This window comes from Micromonospora sp. A202 (genome assembly GCF_006715105.1).
GTDB lineage: Bacteria > Actinomycetota > Actinomycetes > Mycobacteriales > Micromonosporaceae > Micromonospora > Micromonospora zamorensis.
Window position 1 is genome coordinate 662,119 of the sequence record NZ_VFMP01000001.1, and the last position, 13,938, is coordinate 676,056.

Genomic DNA, 13,938 nt, shown 5'->3' on the forward strand with positions numbered 1-13,938 from the left:
GCAGAGATGCAGGTCAGCCCGGCCAGGTCCCGGTGTGGGACCAGCCCTCACCATCGCGTCAGCCGGGGCCGGACCGGCAGGGCCGGACGTCCCAAGGGTGCGGGCCCCCGGTCCCTGTCCACCCGCGGGTGACGGGACCTTCGGCCCTGTGTCCACCGGAGCCGCACCTGTAGAAAGGGGAGATGATCCGTGTGTTCCTCCTCGACGACCACGAGGTCGTCCGCCGTGGTCTGACCGACCTGCTGCACGCCGCCGGCGACATCGAAGTGGTGGGTGAGTCAGGGTCGGCACGGGAGGCCACGGCGCGCATCCCGGCACTGCGGCCGGACGTGGCGATCCTCGACGCACGGCTGCCCGACGGCAGTGGCATCGACGTGTGCCGGGACGTACGCACCGTCGACTCGTCGATCCGGGGTCTGATCCTCACCTCGTACGAAGACGACGAGGCGCTGTTCGCGGCGATCATGGCGGGAGCTGACGGATATGTGCTCAAGCAGATCCGCGGCACCGACCTCGTCGACGGGGTCCGCCGGGTGGCGGCCGGCCAGTCGCTGCTCGACCCGGCGGTGACCCAGCGGGTGCTGGAGCGCATCCGCAACGGCGTCGAGCAGCCGCGCGAGCTGGAGATGTTGACCGAGCAGGAGCGCCGGATCCTGGGGTACGTCGCCGAGGGGCTGACCAACCGGGAAATCGCCGGAAAGATGTTCCTCGCTGAGAAGACCGTCAAGAACTACGTGTCGAGCCTGCTGGCGAAGCTGGGGCTGGAACGGCGTACGCAGGCTGCGGTGTTGGCCACCCGGCTCCTCCGCCCGCACCCCTGACCGTCAGTCGCCGAGCGGGACGCTCCAACACAGGCGCGTCCCGCGGGGTTCCGCTGGTTCCACAGCGAATTCACCACCCAGGCCGGCGGCACGCTCGCGCAGGTTGACCAGGCCACCGCGGGCGGCGTCGGGGCTCGTGCCGACCCCGTCGTCGTCGACGGTGAGGGTGAGCCGTGGCCCGCTGACCTCGACCAGCACCTTGACCTGGCTCGCGTGCGCGTGTCGGATCGTGTTGGACAACGCCTCCCGAAGCACCGCGAGCAGGTCCGGGCGTACGGCGTCCGGCACGGCACTGTCGATCGGCCCGGAGATCTCGAGTGCCGGGCGGAACCTGAGTGACCTGGCGGCGGCGTCGACGGCGTCGCGGATCTCGGTCCTCAGGGCCGCGCTCATCGGGGTCCGTAGTTCGAAGATGGCTCGCCGGATGTCCCGGATCGTGGAGTCGAGCTCGTCGACTGCGGCGTTGATCCGCTGGCTGACCTCGGGCCGGGCGATCAGCGGCGCGCTGCTCTGCAACTGCAGCCCGGTGGCGAACAGCCGCTGGATCACCACGTCGTGCAGGTCCCGGGCGATCCGCTCACGGTCCTCCAGGACGACGAGGAGTTCCCGTTCCTCCTGAGCCCGGGCGCGCTCCATGGCGAGCGCCGCCTGCGCGGCAAAGCTGGCCAGCAGTGGCACGTCGTCGTCGCTCTGCCGCACCTGACCGGCCGGGTACGCCACGACCAGGACGCCGTGCAGGGTCTCGCCCGCCGACAGCGGGGACACGACGGCCGGGCCGTCGGTGACCGGGGCGAGCCAGGGTGCCGCCTTGGCCAGACTCTCGACGACAGTGTGCCGTCGGTCCGTCACCGAGGCGGCGAAGGTGGTCTCGGCGGCCGGCAGCACCGTGCCGACCAGCGGGGGAGCCGCGCCGTCGATCGAGTCGACGACCTCGACGGTGAACTGGCCGGCCTCCTCGTCGTAGAGCAGGACCAGCACCAGTTCGGCGTCCGCGACCTCGCGGGCGTGGCGGGCGACGAGGCCCAGCGCGTCAGTGCGGCGGACCTCGCCCAGCAGCACACTGGTGATTTCGGCGGTGGCGGCCAGCCAACGCTCACGACGGTTGGCGACGGCGTACAGCCGGGCGTTCTCGATCGCCACGCCGGCGGCGGCCGCCAACGCGACGGCGATCTCTTCGTCATCCTCGGTGAACTCGGCGGCTCCCCGCTTCTCCGCGAGGTAGAGGTTGCCGAAGACCTGATCCCGGATGCGGATCGGAGCACCGAGGAAACTGTGCATCGGAGGATGATTCGGTGGAAAACCGTATGACTGGGGATGCTTCGTGATGTCCGGCATCCGCACCGGCCGCGGGTCGGCGATCAGCAGGCCGAGCACACCCCGACCGTGCGGCAGGTCGCCGATCCGGGCGTGCAGATCGGCGTCGATGCCGTGCGTGATGAACTCCGTCAGGAGCCGGTCCGGGCCGATCACACCGAGCGCGCCGTAGCGGGCGTCGAGCAGCTCACACGCGGCCTCGACGATGCGGCGCAAGGTGGTGCGAAGATCGAGGTCGGAGCCGATCGCCACCACCGCGTCGAGCAGGGCACGCAGCCGCTCACGACTGGTGACGACCTCGCCGACCCGTACGAGCATCTCCTGCAACAGCTCGTCCAGACGCACCCGGGACAGCGGACTCAACCCCAGCAGAGGGACGTCGCGCTGGTCGTCCTCGGACCTGTGGCGCCCGTCGTCAGCAACGTGCGAGGCATCCATCCCCTGATGCTACGGGCAGCCGAGGGACGCGATTGCCGCCGGTCAGGCCATCGGGCAACCGCCACCCGTGGTCCGGCGTGCCGGACCACCGACGGGTTCGTTCACCGGTCGGGGGCTGTCTCGGTGACGGGTCGCAGCGGGCCGCCCCGCAGCGCGTACGCCAGCAGGCCCGTCACCGCCAGCACGGTGGCGCAGACGGTGGCGGCGGTGGTGCCGGCGGGCTGGATGAGCCAACTGGCGACCTGCGTCCGCACGTCCCTGCTGGGGCCCATGACGGGCAGGACCGCGATGAGGGTCCAGATCAGCGGGGCGATCCACGACAGTGCGGCACCGACCAGGGCGGTGCCGAGGGCGGTCAGCCCGAGCAGACCGGCGGTGTTGCGCAGCACGAGGGCGAGCGGCTCGTAACGCGCGTCGGTGAGCGTGCTGAGCGACAGCAGGGCGGTGATCGCGGCACCGGCGAGGAGCAGGTGAACGGCACGTCGCAGCGGCCAGTTGACCGACGCGGTGTGGTCGAGGGCGTCGTCCGCGCCGCTGAGGGTGGCGCCGAACGCGACCACCGCCAGCATGATGGTGAGGCTCGCGGTCCGGGCGTTGATGGTGGTCGAGTCCGTGTAGACCAGCGACAACACCCAGGCCAGCGTGATCAGCGCCGCCGCGCTGCCGAGCGCGAGAGGGACGCGGCGCGACCGTAGGTGGAGCCGGAACCATCTCATGGCTTCTTCTCCGCCAGGATCGCCAGGAGGCCGTCGCTGCGACAGTCCATCGCCGCCGCGCGGGCCGCCGCCATCCGATCTCGCTGCTCGGCCTGCGGCAAGCTCACCAGCGCCTGGTAGGCGTTCCGCACCCGCTCGATGTCCGCCGGTTCCCACCAGCGCTGCGGGGTTGGTGGCTGACCGTTCAGCCAGGCCGTGGCGACCGTCCGGGCCAGGGATTCGTCGATCTCCGGCTGGTCGCCGCAGTCCTGCCGCCACGCGGCCTCGAGCAGTGACGGCAGGAAGTAGCCGTCGGACAGGTCGGCGCCGCCGGCGGGGTCGATCGCGGGAGTGTCGAAGACGATCGTGTCGTCGGCGTGCCGGGTCGGTGTCGTGCTCACACCCAGTCGCCCCCAGTAGGCGATCTGTCGGGACTGCACCGCCCGGACGGGTGCGTTGGGCAGCTTCGCCGCCATCATTCCGAGTGCCTGGCGGGCGGGGCCGACGACGTCGGGCAGCAACGCGGCGTGCGCCCGTGCCACGCAGACCTGCGGGCCGTCGTCGTCACAGACCAGCTCGATGGCGACCGGGTCGACGACCGCCGCCCCGCGGGTTCCGCCGACGGGCAGGAGCGGTACGGCGACCGCGCCGCCGAGCACCGCCGGAAGCACGGCGAACGCGATGGCGCGGCGGCGGACCGCGCCGAGCAGCAGCAGGCCGGTCGCGGCGAGGGACACCAGCCACAGCGTCTGGAGCACGCTGACCCGGGTCGCGATCGTCTGGAAGTCGTCCAGGCCGTTGAAGGTCGGTACGAGCAGCAGCGCAGACGGCTCCGGCCGGACCCTGGTGAAACTCGCGTCGGTGTGGGCCATCGTGACGAGGTCCGGGACCAACCCCACCAGGACGAAGCCGACCACGGCGAGGATGGGCGCGGTGACCACCCGGGGCACGGCGCGGCCGGCGGCCATGCCGAGCCAACCAGCGGCGACCAGCGCCGGGACGCCCACCGCGGCGACGACGATCGCGCTGGCCGGGAAGTATCCCGCCGTCGGCACCACCCATCCGGCCGCGATGAGGAACACCAGGACGTACGCGGTCGCCACCGCGACGGCCAGCGCGCTGGCGGTTGGGACGACGCGCTGCCAGCGCGGCCGGACGGTGCTGGCGAACAACTCGTTGACCCGGTAACGCGCGTCACGCTGACCCAGCCATGCTCCGCCGGCCAGCGCGAAGGGCAATGACACCATGAGCATCGACCGCGAGAAGATCGCCAGTTGCATCCACCGCCCGACGAAGAACTGGGTGGACGTGAGCAGCAGCACCGTGCCGGCCACCAACGACAGCAGGCCGATGCTCAGCGCAGCCGAACGGCGCAGCTCGATGCGAAGGATGCGCCCGGTCATGCCGACACCCGGCCCCGGTGGGCGCGCAGCAGCGACGAGTAACCGCGTTCGGTGGCGCTGTCACCGGCGTCGTCGGTGCCGCCCTGCTGGGCCAGTTCGCCGGCGCTGCCCTGCCACACCAGCCGACCCTCGCTGACCAGCACCACGTCGGTGCAGGCCACGGCGACGTCCTCGACCAGGTGGGTGGAGACGAGCACGCAGCTGTCCAGACCGATGTCGCGCAACAGCTCGCGGAAGTCGAGGCGCTGCTCGGGGTCCAGGCCGACCGTCGGCTCGTCGAGCAGCAGCACCTCCGGGTCGTTGACGATCGCCTGGGCGATGCCGGCGCGGCGCAGCATCCCGCCGGACAGCGTCTTCATCCGGGAGTCGGCGCGGTCGGCCAGGCCGACCCGTTCGATGGCCCGCTGCACCGCAGCGGGGATGACCGTCTTCGGCATCTCCTTGAGCCAGGCCAGATATTCGACGAATTCCCGGACCGTGAAGCGCGGGTAGAAACCGAAGTGCTGCGGCAGGTAACCCAGGCCACGTCGTACCCGGCGCAGGTCCGCGCCGGCGGTGACGTCCTCGCCGAGCAGGGTCAGTCGCCCGGCGGACGGCTTGACCACCGTGGCCAGGGCGCGCATCAACGTCGTCTTGCCGGCGCCGTTGGGGCCGAGCAGCCCGTGCACACCGGTGCCCAACGTCAGGTCCAGCTCGTTGACCGCCAGGTGTCGGCCGGCCCGGACCTGCAACTTCTCGGCGTGCACCGCCCACGGGTGGGTCGACGGCCTGGTCTCCGCCACGCTGACCGTACGCATCATGAGGTCTCCATTCGGTCCTGGCTCGGTGTCGTCATCGGAAGGTCCTGGTGAGTTCCCGTGGCCGTCGTCGGGCCCGGACGAGCAGCACGGCCGTCAACACCACGGTGGTGACCGCCCATCCGGGCAGGCTGTTGCCCGTGAGGACGGTCGGGAGCTGTCCGCCGGCCAGGCTCGGCGCCACCACACCCGCGGACCAGGTGACCGCCAGCGCGAGCGCGGCCCGGTCGATGCCCACCACGGTGCCCAGCGCCAACGTCCCGGCGGTGAAGCCCAGCGCCGGCAGCAACCAGAGGCCGACGGAGTGCCCGGTGCCCCAGCCGGCCACCGCCAGCACCGGTACGACCGCGATGAGCACCCCCAACGTGCGGCGCATCAGCAGCGGCAGGCCGGTGCGCGGAGTGGCGGCCGTCAGCTCCCAGGCTGGGTCGAGTCGCCGGCTCCAGACGGCGGCCACCGGCACCAGCGGCGCGACCGGCGCGAGCAGCAGCACCAGCGACGGCAGGCTGGCGAAGGTCTTCTCGAACAGCACCGCGGCCAGCATCAGCCCGGCGGCGGTGGCCAGCCAGGGCAGGACCCGTGCGGCGACCCCGGTACGCCTGCGCCGCCGACGACGCGCCGGGCCGGGGCCGGCGGTGATCCCGGCGGCGAGCTCGTCGGCCACCCGGTCCAGCAGGTCCCGGGTGCCCGGGTCGACGGCACCGGTCAGCACCGCCCGGCACTCGGCGCAGACCTCCAGGTGTGCCTCCACCGCCCAGACGGTCGCGTCGTCGACGCCGGCGCCACCCGACGCGTACCGGGAGATGAGAGCGGGCGTGGGATGAGTGGTCATGACAGCGCCTCCCGGAGTGCGATGCGGGCTCGTCGCGCGCGGGTCTTCACGGTCCCCTCCGGCATGCCGAGCAGCAGCGACGTCTCCCGGGCGGTCAACCCGTCGAGGACCATCGCGCGGAGCACCTGGCGTAGCTCCGGGGGTAGCGCGTGCAGGGCCTGTTCGAGGTTGGCGTCCATCCCGCCGGCCAGTGCCTCGTCCTCGGCGGCCGGGGCCATGGTCTCGAAGGTCTGCACCGACGGGATCCGCTCGCGTCGGGCCCGGTGGCGGAACGCGTCGATCAGCCGGTGTGCGGCGATCGTCCACAGCCAGCCGACGGCGCTGCCGGAGGTGGAGGACGACTGCGCCTGACTGCCGGCCGAGCGCCAGACCGCCAGGTACGTCTCCTGCAACACCTCGGCCACCATGTCCTCGTCGGCGCAGCGCCGACGCAGTCGGGTGGTCAGCCAGGGGGAGGTACGCCGGTACAGCGCGTCGAACGCGCGCCGGTCACCCCGGGCGACCCGGCGGAGCAGCTCGCCCTCGTCGAGTCCGTCCAGACTTCGTCTCACGTCAGGCAAGACGACGCGCACCCCCGATCCGGTTCTGTCCTGGCTGTGGCCGTCGTCACATTCCGCCCGTGTCCGCGCCCGACCGGCGCGGCGTGACACCCCACACACCGGGAACGTCGTTCGCCTGCGGGGCGTTGGCGAGCGAGAGAATCACCCTCGGGTGATCGCCGCACCCGGCCACCCCCACCACGACCCCTGCCTCGTCACTTCCTCGCCTCCATGGGCGGGCACCCCGCACCGCGCCCGCCGAGATCTGTGGACGCGGTGACGCCCCAGCACCGCACGTGACGACGCACCCGCTTCCGCAGAGAGACCGAGATGATGAAGCAGTTGGTGGACAAGACCGGCCCCGGCACCAAGGTGGGAGACCCCACCGAGGAGGTCCTGCCCGGTGACCTGATGACCAACCGTCAACGGGCACAACTCGTCCTCGTGCTCGGTGCGTTGATCGCGATCGGGCCGTTGACCATCGACATGTACCTGCCCGCGCTGCCCGCCATCACCACCGGGCTGCAGACCACCGAGACCGCTGTGCAGTTGACCCTGACCGGCACGCTGGTCGGCCTCGCGTTGGGCCAGTTGCTGATCGGGCCGCTCTCCGACGTGGTCGGACGACGGGTGCCGCTGCTGGCCGGGCTGGTCGCGCACATCGTGGCCTCCGTGCTGTGCGTCTTCGCGCCCAACATCGAAGTGCTCGGCGCGCTGCGCGTACTCCAGGGTCTTGGCGTGGCGGCCGCCACAGTGGTCGCGACGGCCGTCGTCCGTGACCTGTTCAGCGGAGCCTCCTTCGCCCGGATCTTCTCCCGGCTGATGCTCGTCATGGGTCTGGCGCCCATCCTCGCGCCGACCCTGGGCAGCGGCCTGTTGAGCTGGACGGACTGGCGGGGCGTCTTCGCGGCGCTGGCGGTGCTGGGCGCGTTGCTGATCGTCGTGGCCGCGCTGAAGCTCCCCGAGACCCTTCCGGTGGCGCGTCGGCGACACGGAGGGATCGGCGCCACCATGCGCGACTACCGGGGGCTGCTCAACGACCGGGCGTTCGTCGGCCTGGTGCTGGTCGCGGGGCTGGCGATGGCGGCCCTGTTCGCGTACGTCTCCGGGTCGTCGTTCGTTCTCCAGCGGGAGTACGGCCTCGACGAGCAGGAGTTCGGCCTGGCCTTCGGGGCCGGCGCGGTGGGTCTGATCGCGGCCACCCAGTTCAACGTCCGGCTGCTGCGCCGCTTCACCCCGCAGCAGATCCTGGTCAGCGCCCTGATCGCCGGCACAGCGGCGGGGCTGCTGCTGGTCATGTTCGCCGCGACCGGCTTCGGTGGTCTGGGCACCCTGCTCGCGTCGCTGTGGCTCGTCCTGGCTGCCACCGGCCTGGCAATGCCGAACGCCCCGGCGCTGGCCATGAGCCGGCACAGCGAGGCCGCGGGCACCGCCGCTGCGCTGCTCGGCGCCGTGCAGTTCGGCATCGGTGCGTTGTCGGCGCCACTGGCGGGCCTGTTCGGCACCGGGAGCGTGCCGATGGCGGTCGTCATCGCGGGCGGCATGGCCGCCTCGCTGCTGGTCATGCTTTTCGTCGTGCCCCGCGCCAGCCTGGGCACTGTCGACCCGGACCTGGCGGTCGCGCTGCACTAGGGCTCGCCGCGGGCAGACAGCGGGCGGGCCGGTCACCCGGCCCGCCCGACGATTTCAGCGGATCTCGGTGGTGTCCTCCGGGCGCGACTGACCGCGCGGCGGGGCGGACCAGGGCGACTCGCCGCCGACCCGGCGCGGCAGCGGCTCGGTCGGTGTCGAATCGCCCGGGTAACCGAGAGTGAGGGGCGCGGTGTCGCGCTCAGCGGGCGTGGGAGACGGCCAGTCGGTCAATGTGAAGTCGTCGTTGCGGGGGCCTCCGTCGGGCACGGGGGTCGGCGTCGCGGCCGGCTCGGTCGCCGCGCGTGGCCACTGCCGCCACCGCTGCCCGCTGAAGGTCGCCATCAGCAGCAGCAGACCGATCACGAACAGCGTGCCGTTCTCGACCGGCAGCCGCAGCGGCAACGGATCGCCGAGCATCTTCCACTCGTGCGGGATCGCGTCCCGCACCGCGAAGGGTGCCACGAACATTCCGACGTACGGCGTGACCAGCAGCAACCCGGCCGCCAGGGGGCCCAGCGGCGAGAAGCGCAGCGTGCCTACCAGGCCCAGCAGGACTCCGCCGACGGCGAGGTACACGGCCGGCTCGATCAGGTTCGCGGTGTTGAACGTGCCGGTCTCCACCCAGCGGTCGACTGTCCGGCTCGACCCGTCCTGCCCCAGTGTGACCAGCACCCAGGTGATGGGCGCCACCACCAGCCCGGCGAGGAAGCTCCAGAGATGTCGCATCCGCGCACCGTACCGTTTTCGACATGACTGAGCACCTCTCCGCCGCACCGATCGGCAAGCCGACGTCGTACTCGCGCGTCACGCTGAGCAAGATCATGACTGCCGTGGACGTGAACCTGTACGGCACCGTGCACGGTGGGGTTCTGATGAAGTTCGTCGACGACGTGGCGGGTGCCGCCGCGGCCCGGCACAGCGGCGGAACGGCGGTCACCGCGGCGATCGACGAGATCGTCTTCTCCGAGGCGGTCCGGGTCGGCGACCTCGTGCACGCCCACGCGCAGGTGAACTGGACCGGCCAGACCTCGATGGAGGTGGGCGTACGGGTGGTCGCCGAACGGTGGGACTCGGCCGAGGACGCGGCGGTTCGGGTGGCCACCGCGTACCTGGTGTTCGTCGGCGTGGACGTGGGCGGGGCGCCGCGGGTGGTCCGCCCGGTGCTGCCGGAGACGGCGGAGGACGAGCGCCGGTACAAGGAGGCGGAGATCCGCCGGGCCCACCGCCTCGCCCGCCGTCGCGCCATCCAGGCACACCGAGCGGGCTGACCCACATGAGGTGGGTGGGTGCAGTGTGGGGCGGGCACGCGTCGGTTGGCGCACCCGGTGCGCAGAATGGCGCTTCGAGGTAGGGCAAGATGGCGCCACGGCCCATTCACAATGTCGTGCCGGGCCAGGGGAGGGTGAAGCAGTGGGTGACATGCTGTGGGCGCCGCCGGCGGACGTACGCGAGCATTCCCGGATCGGCGGCTACCTGCGCTGGCTGCGGGAGCACCGCGGGTTGGACTTCGCCGACTACGACGCGTTGTGGCGCTGGTCGACCACCGATCTGGACGGGTTCTGGCGTTCGATCTGGGACCACTTCGAGGTGGTCGCGCACACCCCGCCGACCGCGACCCTGGCCGAGCGGGGGATGCCCGGCGCACGCTGGTTCCCCGGCGCCACGCTCAACTACGCCGAGAACGTGTTGCGGATGCCGGGGCGGCTCGACGACGACCCGGTGGTGATCGCACACGGGCAGACCCGAGCGCCCGTCACGCTGACCGCCGGGGAGTTGCGCGAGCAGGTCCGCCGGGTGTCGGCCGGGCTGCGCCGGCTCGGCGTCACCGCCGGTGACCGGGTGGCGGCGTACGCCCCGAACATTCCTGAGACGTACGTCCTGCTGCTGGCCACCGCCAGCCTGGGCGCGATCTTCTCGTCCTGCGCGCCCGAGTTCGGCACCCGCAGTGTCACCGACCGGTGGCAGCAGATCGAGCCGACGGTGCTGGTCGCCGTGGACGGCTACCGCTACGGCGACAAGCCTGTGGACCGCCGCGCCGAGGTCGCCGCGATCCGGGCGGCCCTGCCGTCGCTGCGGCACACCGTCAGCATCGGTTACCTCGACCCGACCGGCCCCGTGCCCGAGGGCGTGCTGGGCTGGGCCGAGCTGGCCGCGCCCACCGACGAGCCGTCGACGTTCACGCCGGTGCCGTTCGACCACCCGCTGTACGTGCTCTACTCCTCGGGCACCACCGGGTTGCCCAAGCCGATCGTGCACGGCCACGGCGGCATCCTGCTGGAACACCTGAAGATGCTCGCCCTGCACCACGACCTGGGCCCGGCCGACCGGTTCTTCTGGTTCACCACCACCGGCTGGATGATGTGGAACTTCCTGGTCTCCGGGCCGGCGGTGGGCGCGACCATCGTGCTCTTCGACGGCAACCCGGCGGTCCGGGCGGAGCCCGGCCGGCCGGCCGAGCCCGACCTGGGTGGGCTGTGGCGGCTGGCGGCGGAGACCGGCACCACGTACTTCGGCACCTCCGCGCCGTTCCTGCTGGCCTGCCGCAAGGCCGGGCTGGTGCCCCGGGACATCGCCGACCTGTCGGCGCTGCGCGGGGTGGGTTCCACCGGTGCGCCGCTGCCCGCCGAGGGCTTCGAATGGGTGTACGAGACGGTCGGCGACCGCCTCCAGCTCCAGTCGCTCTCCGGCGGCACCGACGTGTGCACCGGCTTCGTCGGCGGCGTGCCGCTGCTGCCGGTCTACGCCGGCGAGATCGCCTGTCGCGCGTTGGGCGCCAAGGTGGAGGCCCGTTCCGCCGACGGCACCCCGGTCATCGGCGAGCTGGGTGAGCTGGTCATCACCGAGCCGATGCCGAGCATGCCGGTGGGCTTCTGGAACGACCCGGACGGCACCCGCTACCGCGAGGCGTACTTCGACGTCTACCCGGGCGTCTGGCGGCACGGCGACTGGATCACCATCAACGAGCGGGGCGGCTGCGTGATCACCGGCCGCTCCGACGCCACGCTCAACCGCGGTGGGGTGCGGCTGGGCACCGCCGAGTTCTACTCGGTGGTCGAGGGGCTCGACGAGGTGCTCGACTCGGTCGTCGTGCACCTGGAGGACGACGAGGGCGGCGCCGGTGAGCTGCTGCTCTTCGTGGTGCTGGCCGAGGGCCTGGAGCTGGACGACCCGATGCGCGCGAGGATCTGCCGCGAACTGCGGACCGCGCTCTCACCCCGGCACGTGCCCGACGAGATCCACCAGGTGCGCTCGGTGCCCCGCACCCTGTCGGCGAAGAAGCTGGAGGTGCCGGTCAAGAAGATCCTCACCGGCGTCCCGGTCGACCAGGCCGCGGCCAAGGGCGCTCTGGCCAACCCCGAGTCCCTGACGGCCTTCGCCGCCCTGGCCCAACGCCGAGCAATAGACAACACCCACGCCTGACAGCCCGGCCCGCCGGGCGGGCGGGTTATGGGAGGGTCTGGGTGACCTTTTCGGTGGCTTGGCGGCTGGTCAGCCGGGCCGGGTCCAGGTTTGCGCAGAGGACCACGGTGGCCGCCCGGGTCAGGGGGGCCAGCAGCCAGTCGACCGGGTCGGGGTGGCGGCTGGCGTCGACCAGGACCCGCGCGCCGGGCTCGATGCCCAACTCCGCGGCACGAGCCTCGGCGCGGGTCAGCAGTCGCGCGTCGGCGGGGCCCGGACCGGGCTGCGGGGTGAAGTGGTCGCCGTGTCGGCGTACCTCCACCACGTAGTCGGCGAACCCGGGCGGCACCTGCCGCAGCGGGGCGGCGAGCGGGGCCAGCGCGAGGGCGTACCGCTCGTCGGCGGACCAGGACTGCGCCTCGTCGAGCTGGTCGGCGGCGGCGAAGAGCACGTCCACGTCACCCGGTGTGTCCACCACGTTCAACTTGGCCGACCAGCAACCCAGCAGCACCGCCGCGGTCTGCCAGTGCGGCGGCAGCAGCACGCCGGCCGGGGTGCCCGCAGCGAGGCCGACCTCGTCGACGAGGAGATTGGCGGTCTTCGCCACCCAGTTCGCCAGGGTGGTGCCGGAAAGTTCGGTGCGGTCACCACTGGCATCGTCGTACCAGGTGAGCAGCGGTCTGGTCGGGTCGGTCGCGATCGCGTCGGCGAACACCCGGGCAATGTTGTCGGCCATCGGCGCGAACGATACGCCCCCGCCGGCCGTACTCGTTGACGATGACAAGTCGGCGTACCGTCGGGTCGCAGTCAGCGCCGCTGCCGCGCCCCGGCGTAGGCTTGACCCCCGGAGTGTTGTTCCCCACAGACGCCAGTGCAAGGAGTCGCCCCGTGACCGCCGGTCGCCCGCCCCGCGTGCTCATCGACGCCACGAGTGTCCCCGCCGACCGTGGTGGTGTCGGTCGATACGTCGACGGTCTGCTCGGAGCCCTCGGCAAGGTGTGCGGGTCGGGGGTGGACCTGGCGGTGGTCAGTCTTCGCACCGACCTGGAGCGTTACACCCGGATGCTGCCCGGCGCGGAGATCATCCCCGCTCCGGCCGCCGTGGCGCACCGCCCGGCCCGGCTCGCGTGGGAGCAGACCGGCCTGCCGCTGCTCGCGCAGCAGGTGGGCGCGCACGTGCTGCACTCGCCCTTCTACACCTGCCCGCTGCGGGCCGGGTGCCCGGTCACGGTCACCGTGCACGACGCGACGTTCTTCACCGAGCCGGAGCATTACGACAAGTCCCGCCGCACGTTCTTCCGCAGTGCCATCAAGACCTCGCTGCGCCGCGCCAACCGGGTGATCGTGCCCAGCAAGGCCACGCGGGACGAGCTGATCCGGCTGCTCGACGCCGACCCGACACGCATCGACGTGGCCTACCACGGTGTCGACCAGGCTGCCTTCCACGCGCCCACCGAGGAGGAGAAGGCCCGTGTGCGGGCCCGGCTGGGGCTGGGCAACAGCAGCTACGTCGCCTTCCTCGGGGCCAAGGAGCCACGGAAGAACGTCCCCAACCTGATCCGTGGTTGGGCGCGTGCGGTGGCCGACCGCGTCGACCCGCCGGCCCTGGTGATCGCCGGTGGTCAGGGGCACGACGACGACATCGACCGCGCTGTCGCCGAGGTCCCCTCGCATCTGCGCCTGCTGCGCCCCGGCTACCTGCGCTACGGCGACCTGCCCGGCTTCCTCGGTGGCGCGCTGGTCGCCGCCTACCCGTCCTACGGCGAGGGGTTCGGGCTGCCGATCCTGGAGGCGATGGCGTGCGCCGCCCCGGTGCTGACCACTCCTCGGCTCTCACTGCCCGAGGTGGGCGGCGACGCGGTCGCCTACACCTCCGAGGACCCGGAGCAGATCGCCACCGACCTGGCCGCCCTTCTCGACGACGAGCAGCGGCGGTTGTCGCTGGCGAAGGCGGGGTTCGACCGGGCGAAGGAGTTCACCTGGGAGTCCAGCGCCGAGGTGCACATCGCCGCCTGGAGTCGCGCCAGTTCCTGACCCTCCGGGGCCCGGCTGGTGACCCATGCCACTT

General features: G+C 72.0%; 13 protein-coding genes. 5 read left to right on the forward strand and 8 right to left on the reverse strand.

The features are described 5' to 3' along the window. The first annotated feature begins 182 nt into the window (after positions 1–182). Entirely contained in the window at positions 183–821 is a 639-nt protein-coding gene (locus tag FBZ33_RS03200; protein ID WP_088946276.1) for a response regulator transcription factor, read from the forward strand. Positions 822–824: 3 nt separating this feature from the next. Here FBZ33_RS03200 and FBZ33_RS03205 read toward each other — a convergent pair whose 3' ends face one another. The 6 genes from FBZ33_RS03205 to FBZ33_RS03230 form a co-directional block, all read right to left on the reverse strand. Beyond that, entirely contained in the window at positions 825–2,453 is a 1,629-nt protein-coding gene (locus FBZ33_RS03205; protein ID WP_255509102.1) for a GAF domain-containing protein, read from the reverse strand. 221 nt (positions 2,454–2,674) lie between these two features. Next, positions 2,675–3,289 (reverse strand): hypothetical protein, encoded by a 615-nt coding sequence (locus tag FBZ33_RS03210; RefSeq protein ID WP_141907938.1) that lies wholly within the window; start codon positions 3,287–3,289, stop codon positions 2,675–2,677. Then, entirely contained in the window at positions 3,286–4,671 is a 1,386-nt protein-coding gene (locus tag FBZ33_RS03215) for a hypothetical protein (RefSeq protein ID WP_141907939.1), read from the reverse strand. The genes FBZ33_RS03210 and FBZ33_RS03215 overlap by 4 nt, the downstream gene beginning before the upstream one ends. Then, positions 4,668–5,468 (reverse strand): ABC transporter ATP-binding protein, encoded by an 801-nt coding sequence (locus tag FBZ33_RS03220; RefSeq protein WP_141912371.1) that lies wholly within the window; start codon positions 5,466–5,468, stop codon positions 4,668–4,670. Before FBZ33_RS03220 ends, FBZ33_RS03215 begins: the two co-directional genes overlap by 4 nt. Positions 5,469–5,502: 34 nt before the next feature. Continuing rightward, on the reverse strand, positions 5,503–6,300 hold the full coding sequence (locus FBZ33_RS03225; RefSeq protein WP_185755192.1) for a zf-HC2 domain-containing protein: 798 nt from the start codon (positions 6,298–6,300) through the stop codon (positions 5,503–5,505). Continuing rightward, on the reverse strand, positions 6,297–6,851 hold the full coding sequence (locus tag FBZ33_RS03230; protein ID WP_221629426.1) for an RNA polymerase sigma factor: 555 nt from the start codon (positions 6,849–6,851) through the stop codon (positions 6,297–6,299). Before FBZ33_RS03230 ends, FBZ33_RS03225 begins: the two co-directional genes overlap by 4 nt. A 321-nt stretch (positions 6,852–7,172) precedes the next feature. Between FBZ33_RS03230 and FBZ33_RS03235 the strand changes: the two genes are divergently transcribed. After that, positions 7,173–8,471, forward strand: coding sequence for a multidrug effflux MFS transporter (locus tag FBZ33_RS03235; protein ID WP_370453072.1), 1,299 nt, complete (start codon positions 7,173–7,175; stop codon positions 8,469–8,471). A 54-nt stretch (positions 8,472–8,525) separates the two neighbouring features. On the opposite strand, the gene FBZ33_RS03240 is transcribed toward FBZ33_RS03235, so the two are convergent. Further along, the gene (locus FBZ33_RS03240; protein WP_088946281.1) at positions 8,526–9,197 is read right to left on the reverse strand and encodes a hypothetical protein; all 672 of its coding nucleotides are present in this window, start codon (positions 9,195–9,197) and stop codon (positions 8,526–8,528) included. A 23-nt stretch (positions 9,198–9,220) separates the two neighbouring features. Between FBZ33_RS03240 and FBZ33_RS03245 the strand changes: the two genes are divergently transcribed. Further along, positions 9,221–9,739: an acyl-CoA thioesterase gene (locus tag FBZ33_RS03245; protein WP_088946282.1), complete on the forward strand. Its 519-nt coding sequence runs from the start codon at positions 9,221–9,223 to the stop codon at positions 9,737–9,739. A 142-nt stretch (positions 9,740–9,881) separates the two neighbouring features. Continuing rightward, entirely contained in the window at positions 9,882–11,891 is a 2,010-nt protein-coding gene (locus FBZ33_RS03250) for an acetoacetate--CoA ligase (RefSeq protein WP_141907940.1), read from the forward strand. A gap of 25 nt (positions 11,892–11,916) precedes the next feature. Here FBZ33_RS03250 and FBZ33_RS03255 read toward each other — a convergent pair whose 3' ends face one another. After that, positions 11,917–12,606 (reverse strand): TIGR03089 family protein, encoded by a 690-nt coding sequence (locus tag FBZ33_RS03255; RefSeq protein WP_099850652.1) that lies wholly within the window; start codon positions 12,604–12,606, stop codon positions 11,917–11,919. 152 nt (positions 12,607–12,758) lie between these two features. Between FBZ33_RS03255 and FBZ33_RS03260 the strand changes: the two genes are divergently transcribed. Next, complete coding sequence (locus tag FBZ33_RS03260) at positions 12,759–13,904, forward strand: glycosyltransferase family 1 protein (protein WP_099850654.1); 1,146 nt, start codon at positions 12,759–12,761, stop codon at positions 13,902–13,904. The last annotated feature ends 34 nt before the right edge of the window (positions 13,905–13,938 follow it).